The sequence below is a fragment of the Arthrobacter sp. KN11-1C genome, from assembly GCF_052180225.1.
Lineage (GTDB): Bacteria > Actinomycetota > Actinomycetes > Actinomycetales > Micrococcaceae > Arthrobacter.
This window is the reverse complement of record NZ_CP197467.1, coordinates 935,916-953,091: the sequence shown is the minus strand read 5'-3', so window position 1 is coordinate 953,091 and position 17,176 is coordinate 935,916. Positions and strand designations below refer to the sequence as shown.

At 60.6% G+C, this 17,176-nt stretch carries 12 protein-coding genes and 2 tRNA genes; 6 read left to right on the top strand and 8 right to left on the bottom strand.

The genetic code is table 11. The features are described 5' to 3' along the window. Window positions 1-70: 70 nt before the first annotated feature. Complete coding sequence (locus ACSBOX_RS04475) at window positions 71-1,384, bottom strand: hypothetical protein (protein WP_442544989.1); 1,314 nt, start codon at window positions 1,382-1,384, stop codon at window positions 71-73. Window positions 1,385-1,861: 477 nt separating this feature from the next. Between ACSBOX_RS04475 and ACSBOX_RS04470 the strand changes: the two genes are divergently transcribed. Genes ACSBOX_RS04470 through ACSBOX_RS04460 form a run of 3 tightly spaced genes read left to right on the top strand, consistent with a single transcriptional unit; the run spans window position 1,862 to window position 6,584 of the window. Next, window positions 1,862-2,851: a DNA-methyltransferase gene (locus ACSBOX_RS04470; protein WP_442544988.1), complete on the top strand. Its 990-nt coding sequence runs from the start codon at window positions 1,862-1,864 to the stop codon at window positions 2,849-2,851. An 11-nt stretch (window positions 2,852-2,862) separates the two neighbouring features. Beyond that, complete coding sequence (locus tag ACSBOX_RS04465; protein WP_442544987.1) at window positions 2,863-4,752, top strand: McrB family protein; 1,890 nt, start codon at window positions 2,863-2,865, stop codon at window positions 4,750-4,752. 2 nt (window positions 4,753-4,754) lie between these two features. Continuing rightward, window positions 4,755-6,584: a DUF2357 domain-containing protein gene (locus ACSBOX_RS04460; protein ID WP_442544986.1), complete on the top strand. Its 1,830-nt coding sequence runs from the start codon at window positions 4,755-4,757 to the stop codon at window positions 6,582-6,584. Here the strand turns inward: ACSBOX_RS04460 and ACSBOX_RS04455 are convergent. Then, window positions 6,578-7,573 carry a PGN_0703 family putative restriction endonuclease gene (locus ACSBOX_RS04455; RefSeq protein ID WP_442544985.1) on the bottom strand — a complete coding sequence of 332 codons (996 nt, stop codon included), beginning with the start codon at window positions 7,571-7,573 and terminating at the stop codon, window positions 6,578-6,580. The genes ACSBOX_RS04460 and ACSBOX_RS04455 overlap by 7 nt on opposite strands. A gap of 8 nt (window positions 7,574-7,581) precedes the next feature. Then, on the bottom strand, window positions 7,582-7,899 hold the full coding sequence (locus tag ACSBOX_RS04450) for a hypothetical protein (RefSeq protein ID WP_442544984.1): 318 nt from the start codon (window positions 7,897-7,899) through the stop codon (window positions 7,582-7,584). A gap of 370 nt (window positions 7,900-8,269) precedes the next feature. On the opposite strand from ACSBOX_RS04450, the gene ACSBOX_RS04445 reads away from it, so the two are divergent. The 3 genes from ACSBOX_RS04445 (at window position 8,270) to ACSBOX_RS04435 (ending at window position 12,641) form a co-directional block, all read left to right on the top strand. After that, entirely contained in the window at window positions 8,270-8,557 is a 288-nt protein-coding gene (locus tag ACSBOX_RS04445) for a DUF6504 family protein (protein ID WP_442544983.1), read from the top strand. 8 nt (window positions 8,558-8,565) lie between these two features. Further along, window positions 8,566-11,811, top strand: coding sequence for a DNA polymerase III subunit alpha (locus ACSBOX_RS04440; protein WP_442544982.1), 3,246 nt, complete (start codon window positions 8,566-8,568; stop codon window positions 11,809-11,811). 98 nt (window positions 11,812-11,909) lie between these two features. Next, window positions 11,910-12,641 (top strand): hypothetical protein, encoded by a 732-nt coding sequence (locus tag ACSBOX_RS04435; protein WP_442544981.1) that lies wholly within the window; start codon window positions 11,910-11,912, stop codon window positions 12,639-12,641. 538 nt (window positions 12,642-13,179) lie between these two features. On the opposite strand, the gene ACSBOX_RS04430 is transcribed toward ACSBOX_RS04435, so the two are convergent. From ACSBOX_RS04430 to ACSBOX_RS04410, 5 genes are all read right to left on the bottom strand, one after another. Continuing rightward, complete coding sequence (locus tag ACSBOX_RS04430) at window positions 13,180-13,491, bottom strand: SOS response-associated peptidase family protein (RefSeq protein ID WP_442545958.1); 312 nt, start codon at window positions 13,489-13,491, stop codon at window positions 13,180-13,182. Between the two features lie 237 nt (window positions 13,492-13,728). Next, window positions 13,729-13,805, bottom strand: a tRNA-Met gene (locus ACSBOX_RS04425). A 62-nt stretch (window positions 13,806-13,867) separates the two neighbouring features. Then, window positions 13,868-13,939 (bottom strand) — tRNA-Thr (locus ACSBOX_RS04420). A 118-nt stretch (window positions 13,940-14,057) separates the two neighbouring features. After that, entirely contained in the window at window positions 14,058-14,420 is a 363-nt protein-coding gene (locus tag ACSBOX_RS04415) for a LysM peptidoglycan-binding domain-containing protein (RefSeq protein ID WP_442544980.1), read from the bottom strand. Window positions 14,421-14,648: 228 nt separating this feature from the next. Next, on the bottom strand, window positions 14,649-16,823 hold the full coding sequence (locus tag ACSBOX_RS04410) for a DEAD/DEAH box helicase (protein ID WP_442544979.1): 2,175 nt from the start codon (window positions 16,821-16,823) through the stop codon (window positions 14,649-14,651). Window positions 16,824-17,176 lie beyond the last annotated feature (353 nt).

Genomic DNA, 17,176 nt, shown 5'->3' with positions numbered 1-17,176 from the left:
CCAGTCTCCAATCCTAGGTCACAAGCAGGATTCCTGACGCTCCAGACATACTGGTTACTCGCGGCCGGAGTTAGCTCCGTCTGATGGGCTTCGCCTTCTGCTGATCAGTGTCATCAATGACCAAAGTGACACTTCGCTGCCGGTCCATAGACTCCCGAATGACTTTTGTTATCACTTCTGTGGTGGCGCCAACAGAACCAATCCACCCGTGCTTTAGCAGTTCAAGAAATTGCCCATTGCTCAGGTAGCGCTCGGCATTGTTCCAGGCTATGGCTTTCCCTCCGCCAGGCCCAAGAATCTTGGGAGATTCGAGAAGCATCTCAAACAGTCCGAGTGGAAAATACATCCCCGGAACGAGACGCTTTCCATCGGCCCGCAACAAGTGTTCATCGCACAACTTGACATAGAAAGGGTCTGGAGAGAGCCGCCACGTTTCAAACGATGACGTACTCGTTTGAAGTTGTATCTTCCTCATCCGAAGAATCTCTTCCGTCAGCTGCTTATCCGGCCGATAGACGGCCTTTAGAGGTTCCCCTTGGGTCGGCTCTCTCTTCAGCCGCTTGTACTGAACAGCGACGTACCCCGGGCTGTCGCGTCTAAAATACACCAAGTCCGTCCCAAGCTGTTCCTCCAGAGGTTCTTTGTCGGCGTAAATCACTGTCACCTTGCGATGCACATCATGGGGATCTACGAACTCGACAACATCGTGCGTTGTCCCGCCTATGTTTGCCCATTCGTCAAAATGACTGAAGTCGTGGCGGATGAGCGCCGCCTCCGATGTCCAGGTATCGGGTAACCCGAGCAAAAATGGAGCATCGCCGCTCGGCTGCCAGTGCTCGACTATGGCCCGGCTATCCAACCCAGCGGCTTCCAGACCCAGCGTCAGGGCATCCCGCTGCTCCAGCAAGAGTTGACGGCTGTGGGGTGATGCCGCAAATTCGCTCTTCGGTTGCGCGCCGAAGAGCGTGTGAAGTATGCCTTCGGCCTCAGGCCGTAGACGCTTGAGGACTGCAAGGACCTCAGACCCTGAAGTCGGAGGCAGCACGCCCCCAGAACTAAAGGCCGCCTCCGCATAGTGCCGCAATGTGGCTGCGATTCCGGAAGTCAGTTCGTCTAAGGACAGTGGCGAGTGTAGCTCGCGAACTGAACTGAAACGCACCAGCGTGTCCAGCTTGGTGGACATCCATTTGGTTTGAGCGAGTCCCAAAGCAACTAAGGAATTACCGGCACATATTAGCGACACCCTCTTGACTTTGGTTGTGGCCGGGTGTCGGAGGTTGTGATCGAAGCCGTCGTCGTTAGCATCTTCGCTAGCTTGCCATAGCGCCTGCCAGTCACTGAGTGTCAGTCTCGCGACTACGACCTTCTCCGCCGATTTGACCATCGACTCCGTCCCTCCTGCGTCCTTGTTCAGGGCGCTATTCCTTGACCTTCCGGACCGTAGGCAGTTCGGAAAGCCCCGTGGGTGTGCTTTGACAGTATGGTCTCAAGAGAGTCACTGTCTGTTTAGCGGGAATGTTGCGGCCCGCTTGGGTCGGCATCGTGTCGAGTGCGGCAATGGCGGACGGCACGGCGGGAACGATGGACTGTCCGTAGAACTACGTTCACTTCAGCTCCGATGTGGTGACTACATGAGGTCCGCCGATCGATGTCTGCCAAGTGCATCATTCAGCCCCGCCCAAGGTTACCGGCAACTTCCACGAGAATCCGGCCATGACGGCCTTTCGAGGATGAAAGTCAGAGGCCTGCCACATTCTGAAAGCGGCTTGAACGTAGGCACCCATATGGCTCTGCCCAAGGGTCTGAGACGGGTGTGCGTAACGATAAACTTGGGGCTAACGCCCCAGAGGAGACCCCCAGATTGCTGAACGCCGTATCCCATGTAATCCCGCCAAGCAGCGCAAGCATGCGTGGAGGGGTCTTAAAGAGGACCCCTGCAAACAAGGCACTCCATCCCCTGGAGACCCCGCAGTCTGTGTTCCAGTCGGATGAGCTGTTGAACGCAGCGCATTATTCGGACGAGCGCTCCGTGATCCTTCAGGGGGACGTCAAGGAGAGGCTTCGATTCCTAATTGATCAGGGGATCCAAGTTGACTGCATTGTCACGTCGCCACCTTATTATGGGCAGAGGGATTATGGTCACGACGACCAGCTAGGGCTGGAGGATAGCCCTCAGCAGTTCATAGACGAATTGGTGGAGGTTTTCGATCTGTGCTGGCAGGTGCTGAAGGAGACCGGCTCCTTGTGGATCAACATCGGGGACACATACTGGAGCGGCAAGGGCGCTCACAAGAGCGGAGAAACCAAACAGGGTGCACGCCGTTTCGGTGTCCGCCCCCAAGATAAGCCGGGAGACGGCCTCTGGACACGCCCGAAGCAACTGCTCATGATTCCCCACCGTCTGGCGATAGCGCTTCAAGATGCTGGCTGGCTTGTTAGAAATGACAACATCTGGATAAAGCCGAATCCGATCCCAGACCAGGTCCGTGATCGATCCTCGGTGTCGCACGAGCATGTCTTCCACTTCACCAAGAGCCGTTGGTACTACTACGACCGTCATCCGGTGGGCCGCCTGATGTCTTCAGGGAAGACACTACCTCCACTGGACACGTGGTCTGCTCGTCCGTCCAGCGGGGGATCCGCGCATAAGGCGTCCTTTTCGGAGGACCTGGTCAGGATTCCGGTGCTTGCAACCACACCTCCAAACGGCGTGGTTCTCGACCCATTCAACGGGTCCGGAACTACAATGGCTTTCGCTAAAAAGAATGGGTACCGATCCTTGGGGATCGACATAAGCTCGCACTACTGCGACTTAGCGCAGGATCGCGTTTCCGAAGTAGTACACGAATAAGAATTGGGGAAATGCCGATGGGTAAGTTCTGGTCAGCTGACAGAATTAGAACGGCTGTGGATCGGTTGTCCGATGCCGGTGTACAGACACGACTCCAGGACTTCCTAATCTTCAAGCGTGCATGGGCCCGCAATAAAGATGCTCATCCCGGCGCCGGCGACAGCCAACTGGAAGTGGTGACAGGCACTCGTTCCGCGGATTTTGTGTTAGCAATCAACGAGTGGACTGCCCGCACAGGAGAATTCGACCTTCTGCCCAGCTTGGACAATCCGTATTTCGTTCCGTTTGCCGCTAACCGCGACACGACAAACGGTTACCGTACAAAGAAGTACACCTCCAATGGCCCTTCAGACACCGTGGCAAGGTGGCAGGCCATGCAGATTAAACCCTTCGTCCTGGTTCCTGACACGAAACCGAAGGCATTCACCTTCTCTCCACTGACCCGCGAAGAACTTAGATCGTTCTTCGTGCTCTCCGCCACGCAACAGGGGGGAGCGGAGCTCCCGAGGCTTACGGATGTGGCCGTATGGTGGTATAGGTTCACGGATCTGGAGCAGCGCTTCGGCTCCGAAATTGAGATGACGACCGTCGTTGATACGTTCGTGAATGAGTCCCAATTGAATGCTATAGAAGTTTCCGCTCTCTTTGCTGACGATCGCTCTGACGCTACCTCAGAAACGGAAGAAGCTTTCGCACCGGAATTTGCTGAGCACGTGGCGGATGCGTCTCTTTACCTGCCAACTGCTACTCACACCGCGACGGCTCCGCCTACTGCCTCGTCGGCGGTTGAGGTGGAAACCGATAGCAATGACATCGAAGGCTTGGCAAGCTACATCGCCGCCCAAGGATTCACTTTCGAACCGTGGCAATTGGCAACATATGTCTCAGCCGTGCGCACTAAACCCTTCGTCATTCTGGCCGGGATCTCGGGAACTGGTAAGACGAAGCTTCCCCGTCTGGTCGCGGATGCAACTGATGCCGTTTGTGAAACGGTACCCGTCCGACCCGATTGGCATGACAGTAGCGAACTCCTGGGCTACGTCGCTCTGGACGGTACGTTTCAGCCAGGGCACCTGCTTCGCTTTGCGCGTCAAGCCATGGACAATCCCGACAGGCAGTACTTCTTTGTGCTCGACGAAATGAACATAGCGAGGGTTGAATACTATTTAGCGGAAGTTCTCAGCAGGATAGAGGAGCGCGTACAGGGCGCCGATGGAGACACAGAAACTTACCCATTTTTCCCCCACATCACTGGAGACTCTGCGAAGGAATGGACGAATGTCTTCCTTCCGGGGAACTTGTGCATCGTCGGTTCGGTCAATATGGACGAGACGACCTTTGGTTTTTCCAAGAAGGTCTTGGACAGGGCGTTCGTAATTGAATTTTCTACCGTGGACTTATCGTCAATCGGTTCAATCGACGTCGACCAGCCAGCGACAGAACGATGGCCCAGCCAGAAGTGGGCGCCTGCGGCCCTCAGGTTGAGCGGTCATCCTAACAAGGGGAACCCTGAGGTGAATAGAGTCATCACTGCTCTGTCATCGGTCAACGAAGCCTTAACGGGGGCACAGCTCCAAGTTGGATACCGGGTACGTGACGAGGTAGCTATGTTCTGCCTTGAGGCAGAAAAATGCCCTGAACAATTTGCCACGGCCGAATCGGGAACGGTCGATCCTCTCGACGTAGCCATCGCCATGAAAGTCCTGCCGAGGATCCAGGGGAGCGGCCCAAGCATTCGAAACGTCTTAGAGGCACTACTGGCGTGGTCAGCGCCGGACACTGCAGCAAATGACGGGACCTTCGGAGCCGGCCGATTTACAGGTTTTCCCTTCTGCGAGAAGCGGCTGAAACTGATGCAAAGCCGGTTGAAGGAATCGGGCTTCGCGAACTTCTGGATATAAAAGTGGCGTCTGACCTTCTCGTCCAAGTGTCTACAGATTTCGCTGTAGTCGAGATCCGTGGACCCAAGTCCGGCCGCTCAACCTTAGGCAGAAGGCATGCTGATAGTCCTCCGTTGTTCACAGTGGATTCAACCGATGGCAGAGTTTCTGTCTCCGTCGGGGCCGCGGGCGAGTGGCAGCCGCCTGGCGTTGGTACTGCGCCAGCATTTTTTGAGGATGCGTTGTATAAGATCCGGGTGCTGACTAAACATGCGGGGGCGCAGCCCCGTCTGGTCCACAGAAATGCCCTCCTTTTTAAAGATGTAGATGCGTATGAGGACAGCGGCTCGGTTTCAGGCCCATTCTCCTTCGGGAGACAAGTCGGTCTTTGCACCTTCGCTGTCTTAGTCGGGGCCCATAGGTTGAGTGTGACTCTTGAGGTGTTCCCTACCAAAATCGACTACGCCGAGGATTACCAGGGCCTCCTCGTCGATGTAGCGCAAGCCTCCAGGGGACTAGCTTTGGAGTACATGCGGTCCACTTACCGGAGCAGTCAAGCCGTGGACGTCGATTCTCAGTCAAATTTGGAATGGATAACGCTACTTCGCAACGAGATTCAGAATCTCGATCAGGCTATTCGTTACGTTAACACTCACCCCCGGCGCACCCTTTCCCGCACAACGGCGTTGAGCCGAATAGAAGACGTCCGTGCCAATGATTCGACTGCGCGGAAGTCAATCCTGACCGGAGCGGGTGCAGGGCAGTCTCTCTACTACGCAGGACTTGGGCCCGTGAAGCAATTCGTGCAGAGCAACAATCGCATGGAAACCTTAGACACACCGGAGCACCGCTGGCTGCGCCACGCTCTTGCCCGAACGCTGAGCCAACTAACCGAGATAACGCAAGCCATGGACGTCCAGGTCCAAGCTGCACAAAACCGAAACCACTCCACCCCAGTTAGGCTAATCGCTGAGATTGAAGAGGTGCGGCTCATGGCGGAGCAGGTCGGCGACCTCCTCGCCCTCCCCATTTTTCAGGATGTAGGTTCTGTTCCACCCGCTGGTTTCGGATCTCTTCAACTCCACTCCGCAGCCGGCTATGGAGATGCCTACAGGTCGATCTTGATCCTGCGGCAAGGTCTCGCGGTAACCTCCCCTGGGGACAAGCACCACTCGCTTAGCGACCTGCACGACCTGTATGAGATTTGGTGCTTCATCGCTGTGGTCACGTTGATTCTCAAAATCTCAGATGCTGAGGCCAACCTGGAGGACTTGCTGACGGTGAGCGAAGAGGGGATCAGGGTTCGGCTAGCCCAAGGACGTCGCAGCAGCGTCCAATTGCCACAGGGGGAAGGGTCGCTCCAGATCGTCTATAACTGGGCGTTCAAGGGCTTGACCGGGCAGCAACGCCCCGACATCACGCTTAGGTTCATTCGAGAAGGCTGGCCCGATCTCTACGTCGTCCTCGACGCCAAGTATCGAGTCGACGCTTCGGCAGAAATGCAGGCGCAGTACGGAATGGCCGCGCCGCCACCCGATGCAATCAACGCACTGCATCGCTATAGAGATGCCATCGTCGTCGGCTCAGGCGCAGCTACTAGGTCACGACCTGTCGTGAAGGGCGTGGCGCTATATCCACTAAACAGGGACGACAGTGAGGCATTCGCCGACTCAGGACTTGCCATGGCTCTTGATGCCCTAGGCATTGGGGCGATCCCGTTTCTGCCAGGAAACAAGAGTCATTTGGAAGGTTGGCTGCGCGCTCTGTTGGCTTTACCGCAAGAAAAACTCGCTGAGCCGGGCCCACCATTTAGCGGTCTCGAGCACCTGCGACAAATAACGGCCGGTCAGTGACTCTGTGACGCCGCCCCCCGGAACATCTGCCAAGACCGAGCGCTACCAGCCAAGTCCACATACCTAATTCTGAGACGGTCCACCTCCGCGACCTCGACTTCAGACGAAGCTTCCGCTGCCATGGCAGCGAGAAATCCTGAAATGGTGAGTCCTCGAACCCGCTCCGGTTCGGAAACGTGACTGCGATACTTCTCGACGTTCATCATGGCGGCCGAGTCGTAATCGTGATGTATGGCCAACAGCGTCGTGCGCATGCTCGCGTGAAGATTGAACATCACTGCTGCTCCCAGAGCGTGGCAACGAACGAGTTGGTTGACGGCAGAATCTGCTAGCGCCGCGGCGCACTTCTTCCATAGGCCTGTGGCCTCGTCTAGCGACTCGTAGGCTGGATTTCCGGACAGGACGAGACGGCGGCTGTTGAACCTGTCGGCGTACTTGAACTCAAGCACGATCCCTTCTGCCCCGCTTCGCGTCTCGGCGACAATGAACGCATCAACACGAGTCATATCTCCAAGGAACTCCGAACGCTTGGCTGGGGCAAACTCGATCTTCACAGCATTCACGCCCAAGAAGTCTTTAGATCGCCCAGTCACTCGTCCAAGTGTTCGGGTGAGCCACGCGAAATCCTGAACCAGGGGCCCCATCACGTTCAGCATCAACGCTTGACTCGAAACTAGGTATCGAGTGCAGCGGATTGGATCAAGACCCCACCCATCTAGCCTTCGGCTGGCATAGAGTTTTTGAGCCGCCGATGAAGTGAAATTCATCCCGCGCGCGCCGGCATCGACGGTTAATATGCTGCCGAGCGGCCGTTCGCGCGGCCGCGGCGTTTCTCCGAATGCGTCTTGACCCAAAATCTCAAGACGATACCAAGACTGATGAAATCGCAGCCGCTGGGCCAATCCGGATTCACCCTTCAGCTGAGGGCCGATTCGCTGGAGAGAAGTGGCGACGGCGGCCTTTCCCGCAATGGCCGTCTCAGAACCCATCAGTACTGCTAGAGCTTGTCTATCCAAGTCTCTTCGTCACGGTTGTCCCAAGCGCTACCACCGATGGACTTCGGCTTTTCCCAGGCGCGCTCGGAAATACGATTAAAAATTGGCCGAAGGTCACTCGGCCGCAGGTCGAAGAGGGATTCAACCGGCCTGACCACACACGTGCGAACGAGCTCCTTCTGTCCCTCAGTGCTGGTCAGTCCGGCTTCCTTGAAGGCGGCCTGAAGTCTCTGAATCTGATCGGCGCTTATGTACTTCTCCACCGGTGCTGAAGAGTCAGGGATATCGAGGTCAAAGAGGGTAAAGTCCGCATCGTTCACGATCCACAAGCATACTCTTGCAGCACGACCAGACGGCCATCCACTTGCGGTTCGCCCGGATCTGTACTGTTGCCGAGTTCCTGAGCCACCCGTCCGCTCCGCATCTTCGGCCACTTGGTCATCTCCGAATCTGGCGGTAGGAGTCGTGTCAGCGCAGACGCCGCAACGTCTCTTTGGGCCGCGGCAGTTATAGGCGTCGGGCTATCCCATGCCGTTCGGCACGGACCATCCGAGGGCCAAGGCAGGCCGGACAGTCCATATATCCGAACAACGTCGAATGGGCGGACGGGCCCGAGTCAAGTGTCGGTGGTGACGCTTAGCATCGAATACATATTCTATTAAGAGATTATTGACTAGAAAGTGTGTTCTAATGCTCGAGATTGATGAGCCTGTGGTAGTGCGAACGACTCCGGACGGCAGGCCCTTTGGGTTTGCGTGGCGGGACCAGCAGTACCGGAGCACCGAGACACCTCTGCGGTTCTACACCAGGCGCCCTTGGTGGGTCGAGCAGTCCCGCATTCAGAAGGGCATCGGCCCGCAGGTGCTGGAGACGGAGACCTGGCGGATCACCGCGGCCGGGCGCGGCCGTTCGGCCGAGCGGGTGTTCGAGCTGGTCCGTGACGATGCTGATTGGGTGCTGGCCCGCATCCTGGGCTAGAAGTCTCGATGTTCACTCATTTGCACGCCGCATCGGCGTTTTCCGCCCATTACGGGGTGGACTGGCCGGACACCCTGGCGGCAGCGGCGAAGGCCGGCGGAGCGGACGCCCTGGCCGTGACCGACCGTGACGGCCTCTACGGGATCCCCAAGCACATCGGTGCCTGCGTCGCGGCCGGAATCGATCCGATCCTCGGCGTGGAGCTCGCCGTCCTCGACGACACCGGGAGCGTGGGTGGGCGGGTCGTGGTCCTGGCCCACGGACACAACCAGGGAGCCGGCTACGCTGCCCTGTGCCGGCTGGTCTCGGCAGCCCACGCCCGCAAGACCGTCGCCGTGACCCGGGCCGAGATCGCCGCGCACCTCCTCACCGATGCCGGCCCGGTCGGGACCGTGCTTCTGGGGCCGCTCTCCGACGTCGGACTCAAGGTCGGGACCCGCGGCGACGGCATGGCCCTGGTCGACCAGTGGCTCGCCGTCCTGCCCAGGGAGGCGTTGCGGGTCGAGGTCGTCTCCCACCTGTCCGCGCCGGGGCTGCCGTCCAGCCACACCCACGCGACAAGGATGCTCCGACTCGCCGGCAGGGCCCAGGTGAAGGCGGTGCTGAGCAACGCGGTCCGCTACGTTCTCCCGGACGAGGCGATCACCGCGGACATCCTGGATGCCGCACGGGCGCTGCGGCGCCTGGACGAAACCGGGGTCCAGCCCACGGCCCAGGCCTGGCTCAAACCCGGACCAATGATGCAGGCCCTCGCCTTTGAGATCGCCGCGATCGGCCAGGCCGGCGCCGCAGCCGCCAAAGCCCTCCTGTCCGAAACCGAGGCTCTGGCGGACCGGTGCCGGATCGACCCCGTCAGTGATGCCGGCTGGGGCGTCCCGGTCATGCCCGAAGCCTCCATCATCGGCATCACCGGCGACCCCCTCACCGTGCTGTGGGAACGCGCCCGGGCCGGGGTCAACACCCTCTACACGGGCGCTGATCACGCTGCTTTGGAGGTGGTGGAGTCGCGGCTGCGGCTGGAGATGGACACGATCGCCGATCTCGGGTTCGCGTCTTACTTCCTGACCGTGGCCGAGGTCGCCCGGCTCATCCGGGACATGGGCATCCGCTCCGCGGCCCGCGGCTCCGGGGCCGGGTCCCTGGTCAACTACGCCCTGGGCATTTCGTTTGTCGACCCGATCCGCCACGACCTGCTCTTCGAACGGTTCCTGAGCACCCGGCGCCGGACGCTGCCGGACGTGGACATCGACGTCGAGTCCGCCCGCCGCCACGACATCTACCAGGAGATCTTCGCCCGCTTCGGCCCGGAACGGGTCACCCTGATGTCGATGCAGTCCGGCTACCGGGCCCGCGGTGCGGCAAGGGACGCCGGCATGGTCCTGGGCATGGACCCGGAGGACATCGACGGGATCGCGAAGAACCTCTGGCGCTTCTCCGCCTCCCATTTCCGCGAAGCGATGGCCGAGAAACCCGAACTGCGGGACCTGGCCGAACGGGTGGAGGGCAGCCGGCAGCTGGATCTGCTGGTGGACATCACCGAGCGCCTGGACCGGCTGCCCCGGCATATCTCCATGCACCCCTGCGGGGTGATTCTCTCGGACACGTCCCTCCTGGACCGGACGCCGGTGCAGCCGTCCGGGATGGGCTTGCCGATGTCCCAGTACGACAAGCACGACATGGACCCGATGGGCATGATCAAACTCGACGTCCTCGGGGTCAGGATGCAGTCGGCGATGGCCTACGCCGTCACCGAAATCCGACGCACCACGGGGGAGACCGTCGATCTCGAGGGAGTGCCCCTGGACGACGAACGGACCTTCGAGCTGATCAGGTCCACCCACACGCTGGGGTGTTTCCAGATCGAGTCCCCGGGCCAGCGCGAACTCGTCGGCAAACTCCAGCCGGCCGTGTTCGATGACCTGATCACCGACATTAGCCTCTTCCGCCCGGGCCCCATGCAGGCCGAGATGGTCAAGCCGTTCCTGAACCGGCGCGGCGGCTGGGAAACGGTCGAGCAGCTGCACCCGGACCTGGAACCCTTCCTGCGGAACACCTACGGGATCGTGGTCTTCCACGAACAACTCATGCGGATCATCGACACGTTCACCGGCTGCGGGCTCGCCTACGCCGACGTGCTCCGGCGCTTCCTGTCCGACGAGGACCGCCTCCCCGGCGTCGAAAAGTTCTTCCACGAGAAAGCCGCCGAACGCGGCTACCCACCGCAGGTGGTTGAGAAGGTCTGGGGCGTCGTGAAAGGCTTCGGGTCCTTCGGGTTCTGCCGCGCCCACGGCGCCGCCTTCGCCAAACCCACCTTCCAGTCGGCCTGGCTGAAAACCCACTACCCGGTGCAGTTCATGGCCGGGCTATGGACCCACGACCCCGGCATGTACCCCAGACGCCTCCTCGTCGCCGAAGCCCGCCGCCTTGGCATCCCGATCCTGCCCCTGGACGTCAACCGCTCCACCGACGAATACGTCACCGAACCGGCCCCGGACGGCCGGCTGGGGATCCGCATGTCCCTGGCCGACGTGAAAGGCATCCAAGTCCGCGAAATCCACCGCATCCTCACCGAACGGCCCTTCGACTCCATGACGGACCTGAAGGAACGCGCACGCCTCCGGGCATCCACGGTGCAGAGCCTGGCCCTCGTCGGCGCCCTGGATTCTCTATACACCGGGCAGAGCAAACGGACGCGCCCGGCGATCGCCGCCCGGAACCAAGCCACCCGCACCGCCAAACGGCTGCAGGTCATCCCCGGCCAGCTCGCCCTCCCGCTCCCGGCCATCGACGCACCCACGATCCCGGAAGGCATGCCCGAACTGACCGATTTGGAGATCACCCGGGAGGAACTGGACATCCTGGCCCTGGACGTCAGCCACCACCTCATCGACTCCTACCGGCCGCTCCTGGACCGGCTCGGCGTCACCAAAGCCCAAGACCTCCTGACCCTACGCAACGGCACCAAAGTCCTCGTCGCAGGGATCCGGGTCGCCACCCAGACACCACCCATGCGCGGCGGCAAACGCGTCGTCTTCATCAGCATCGACGACGGCACCGGGTGCGTCGACGCCACCTTCTTCAGCGACGCCCAGGAAAAAGTCGACCCGCCCATCCTGTTCTCCACGAACCTGCTGCTCATCGAAGGCACCACCCGCCGCACCGGCCCCCGCGGCATGTCCCTCCAAGCCAGCAACGCCTGGGACCTCAGCACCCGCGGTCCCCCGGAGAAAAGCATCAACCAAGGAAGTCGGTAACTGCTGACGCCGGCCAAAGCCGGGTCTATCATGAGCAAACATCCGACTAGCCAGTGAAAGGCCGCCGACAGCTCGAGACGGCCAAAAAAGAGGCCAACGTGAAGCGCGCAGTCAAGACTCTTCCCACGTACTTGTTGATCTTCGCAGGGGTGGCAGGCGTGGTCGTCTTCGTATTCGACCTAGTAGGGGTTGAATTCTTCACAAAAGATCCAGCCCTGATAGGACTTCTAATCCTTGGGGTACTGGCGACGGGGATTGGGATCGAACGCGCGACTACTCTCGGGAGAACCGAGTCTGCGATCAGCGCAATCGAAGCCTTTCTTACCAATACGGCGGTGACCCGGCGAGTTCAGGGGAAGGAAGAAATTTACAAGGACGGCATACGACTTGTAGGCCAAGCAGAGACGCGAATTAGGTCGGTGTTGGTGGGCGACAGTATGAAGGCCCCTAAGGCGTTTGCTGACGCTGTTGCTGCACGCCTTCAAAAGCTTAGCAAGCAAGGAAAACCTGCGAGCATGGTAGTCATCCTCGTAATGCAAAAGTCGGCCCTTCCCACCAACTTCGAAGACTTAGTTCGCGAACGCCATGAAATTTACCGCCGAAAAGGGGTGGGGCAATTTGTGTCAGTCCGACTTATTGACCAGGAGAACCCGGTCGGCATGGACTACCTGATAATCGACCGTCGACACATATCCATTAGTTTCACCCCCACAGCTGAGACGCACATGCTGATGAGTTCCATCGTCATTGAGGATCAACCTGAGATAGCTGAACAGTTTGCTGATTGGTTCGACAACAAGCTGATTCCAGCATCGGCGGCCCTCATCTAGTTTTGCTTACGTCTACCCGGCGCTTGAGGACGGTCTCCAGTCCTTCGACCACCAGCGGTTCCGGTCGCCACCTAGCCCGAATCGGCAATGGCCACGGATGCGGATCAAAAAGGAACAATGCGGTCTATTTCCACGCGAGAGAGGGGAATCAGTGCTGGATCGACGACCTACAAGGGCACTGTGGGGTCCTGTACGAAGTCGAAGGGGCCGCAAGGGAACGGACATCTCCACGGAATCCTGGACAGGCACTTTGCAGGCGAGTGGGAAGGCCGTCCGGCTGACGAACCCGAGTAGAGGCAGGACCGAGGACTTCGGTTGTTCCGCCGCGTCAATCCGGTCGCAATCATCTGTCTCAAGCAGCTGGTCGGATCAGCTCCGGGCCATTATTTCTCACCGAGTTGACTCTGTCGCTGACCACCCGTGGAACGAGGTGCGGTTCGGGCATTTAATCCAGTAGGGCGCGGACATCGGGCACTGACGTGGTTTCGGGGTCGAGCCAGTCCGAGAACATGTCGGTGGCACGATCAACGGCGTGCCGTCAAGGATGGGTCCGAGGGCATCCGACGCCGCGGTCGTAAAGATCGTTGCGGTCCGGAGCCACTTGTCTGGGCGGTCCGAGGGCAGAGACGGATCCAGCCATTCCCCATGATGGCACGAGGCCCAACCGTGCGGTCACCAGCTTCCTCGCCACCGGAGCGCCCTCTCCCGAACAACGGTCCAGAATCAGGGGCACTGTGGCAGTCGGGGGCACGTTGTAGGAAGGCTCGAACTCATCGACATACGCTTGCTCGACGGCAAAGGCAGCCAACAGATCACCGTTTGCCCTAGCAACCACGTAGCGTCCACACATGTCCCCCAGCATGCCGGAGAGGTGGCTGTGCCACACATCGCTCAAAGATGCAACCGCGTGAACGGATGCCGTTCGTCGACCAAACGGTTCGGCGGGCCTTCAAAAACATCCAAAAAACATCCACGACCAGGAGAAAAGGATAGATCCCTGGGGAATCGCATGGAAGCCGAATGAGAGCGACCCCTCCGTCGAAGACGAGAAAACCCCCGGAATCTCGCGGATTCCGGGGGTCTGTCTTGGTAGCGGTGGGGAGGCTCGATCTCCCGACCTCACGATTATGAGTCGTGCGCTCTAACCAACTGAGCTACACCGCCACGAATGAGAAAAACCTGCGCCAAGCCGGTCAAAAACCGCCTTGACACAGGCCCTCATTCAGAGCCCCCCACCGGAATCGATCCGGTGACCTCGTTCTTACCAAGAACGCGCTCTACCACTGAGCTAGGGGGGCAACGAGTAAATACTCTACCGGACGATTTCTCAGGCCACAAATCGGCTGCGGGACAGGGAAATACGGCCCCGACACAATTTGCATCTACGCCGGATTCTTGAGCCTGAAAGGGTCTGAATCAGGGCAGGCGCAGGACTTGTCCAGGGTAGATGTGGTCCGGGTTTGGCACCGTATCCGCGTTCGCAGCGATCAGGGCATCCAAGTCGACCCCGAACTGCATGGCGATCCCGCTCAAGGTATCGTCTGCTTCCACTACCACTTCGGTGACCTGCCCTGCGCCGGCGGCGGGAGCACCGGCGTCGGGCACTGCGGGGTCTGGAGCCGCGAGAGCTTCCGCAGACGGCTCCGGCGGGAGACTTTGGACCATCTCCCCCGTTGAGGCGTCGGCGCCCTCCTGCGGGGCCTCCGAGGGCCGTCCAGACGCGTCCTTCTCCAGCTTGTCGAAGCCGAGGTTCTTCTTCAACCCATCGAGGAAACCCATGAACCCACCTTTCCACACCCAGGGGCCGCTCGTCTTCCCCATGTTTGGCCTGGGAATGCGTCTGCGACACGGCGAGCCGGTCAATCCTGGACCTTCGGGCTGGCAAACATGGGGAGGACGGTACAGCCACGAACGGCACGTGTCCCCGCTAAACCCAGACCGCCGTTAAACAGCCAGAGGCCGGCTCGAAAGCCGGCCTCTGACGAGGAACCCAGGAACTAGTCCTGTTTACCACTTACCCTTGCGGTTGAAATCGCGGTTGCCTGCGTCGCCGCCAGTGCGCGGCTTGCGTGCGCCGCGGTCGCCGTAGCTACCCGTTCCGGTACCGGCGCTGCTGCGCTCGCTGTAGGAACGGCCGCCGCGGTCAGCGGAGGAACGCTCGCCGCCGGCGTAGCCGCCGCGGTCGCCTTCAGTCTTACGGAACTCCTTCTTGAAGCCACCGTTGCCCTTGAAGTTTCCGCCACGGTCCCCACCGGAGTAGCCGCCACGGTCGCCGCCGCGGCTGCCACCGGAGTAACCGCCACGCTCGCCGCCACGGTCAGACGCCGGCTTGCGGCCGTTGTCCAGCTCGAGGTGGATCAGCTCGCCGCCGATCCGGGTGCGGGACAGTGCGCGCAGTTGCTCGGGGCTCAGGTCCGCCGGGAGCTCCACCAGGGAGTGGTCCGAGCGGATGTCGATGCCGCCGATCTGTGCCGAGGAGATGCCGCCTTCGTTGGCGATGGCGCCAACGATCGAACCGGGCATGACGCGCTGACGGCGTCCGACGGCGATCCGGTAGGTGGCGTTGCCCTCGGTCAGGGCGCGGGTCGGGCCACGGGAACCGAAGCCGTCCTTGGAGCGCTCGCGCTTCTGGAATTCCGGTGCAGCCGGCAGTTCCTTGACCAGGAGCGGCTGGCCGCCCTGTGCCATGACGGCCAGTGCAGCGGCGATCTCCGAAGCCGGAACGTTGTGCTCCTCTTCGTAGGAAGAGATCAAGTCGCGGAACGCGGCAACGTCCTCGGATTCGAGGGTCTCCGTGATCTTGTCGGCGAACTTGCCAAGGCGCAAGGTGTTGACGGTCTCGGCGGTGGGCAGGTGCATCTGCTCAACCGGCTGGCGGGTGGCCTTCTCGATCGAACGCAGCAGGTACTTCTCCCGCGGCGTCATGAACAGGATGGCGTCGCCGCTACGGCCTGCACGGCCGGTACGGCCGATGCGGTGGACGTAGGACTCGGTGTCGTGCGGGATGTCGTAGTTGACCACGTGGCTGATGCGCTCAACGTCAAGGCCACGGGCCGCGACGTCGGTGGCCACCAGGATGTCGATGCGGCCTTCCTTCAGCGCGTCGACAGTCCGTTCGCGCTGCTGCTGCGGAATGTCGCCGTTGATGGCGGCAGCCTGGAAGCCGCGGGACTTCAGCTTGTCGGCAAGGTCCTCGGTAGCCATCTTGGTGCGCACGAAGGCGATAACGCCGTCGAACTCTTCCACCTCGAGGATGCGGGTCAGCGCGTCGAGCTTGTGCGGGCCCATGACCTGCAAGTACCGCTGGCGGGTGTTGGCGCCGGTGGTGGTCTTGGACTTGACGGAGATTTCGGCCGGGTTGTTCAGGTACTGCTTGGACATGCGGCGGATCTGGCTCGGCATGGTGGCAGAGAACAGCGCAACCTGGCGGTCTTCCGGGGTCTGCTGGAAGATCTGCTCTACGTCCTCGGCGAAGCCCATGCGGAGCATCTCGTCGGCTTCGTCCAGTACGAGGTACTGCAGCTCGGACAGGTCCAGGGAACCCTTGGAGATGTGGTCGATGACGCGGCCCGGGGTACCGACAACAACCTGTGCACCGCGGCGAAGGCCGGCAAGCTGCGGGCCATAGGCGGAGCCACCGTAGACGGGGAGGACCGTGAAGTCATCGATGTGCTTGGCGTACGAGGTGAAGGCCTCGGCAACCTGGAGCGCAAGCTCGCGGGTCGGAGCGAGAACCAGTGCCTGGGTCTTGCGGGAAGGGCCGTTGAGGTCGTGGAGTTCGGCCAGGCGGGACAGTGCCGGTACTGCGAAAGCTGCAGTCTTACCGGTGCCGGTCTGGGCGAGGCCAACGACGTCGCGGCCTTCGAGCAGCAGCGGAATGGTTGCTGCCTGGATCGGGGACGGCTTCTCGTAGCCGACGTCCTGCAGTGCGGCCAGGACGCGGGGGTCGATTCCGAGGTCGACGAAGCGGATGCCGTCTTCCTCGTCTTCGGCGGGTGCTTCAGCATGTGCCGCGGCAGGCGCTTCGGCCTTGGCGGAAGCCTCAACGGGCGCCTCAGCCTCGGCCGGGGCCTCAACGGGTGCAGCAGGTTCGATGAACTCAGCGGCGGGTGCGGTTTCGACGGCGGTCTCTGCTGCTTCGGCAGACTCGGCGGCGAACGGGTCGTTCAGGTTTTCGGGCATAGGGGAAAGTTTCCTCATCCATAGGGGGCCAGTCGGCGCGGCCCGGTTGGGCTTGGCCGCAGTACACGTTGCGGGCAAAAGAACCAGGAGGCTCTGGTGCTCGCAAGAAGTCCGGCGCTGTCGCAATCCCATGGCAGGACTTCCCGCTGCATCTCTTGGCTGCTATCTCAGCAGTCTGTACAGCGTTTTCTTCGCCCGGCTCTCCCTATGAAACTGCCCACACACATTTTGCGGGCCCCAACACTGACCAGTCCTGCCTCAAGAATTGGGCAGGAAAAAGGGATTTCCGGAGTGGGGGATAGTTCAAGTGTAGGGCACAGATCAGTCCCGTGGCGACATAACGGTCGACGGCG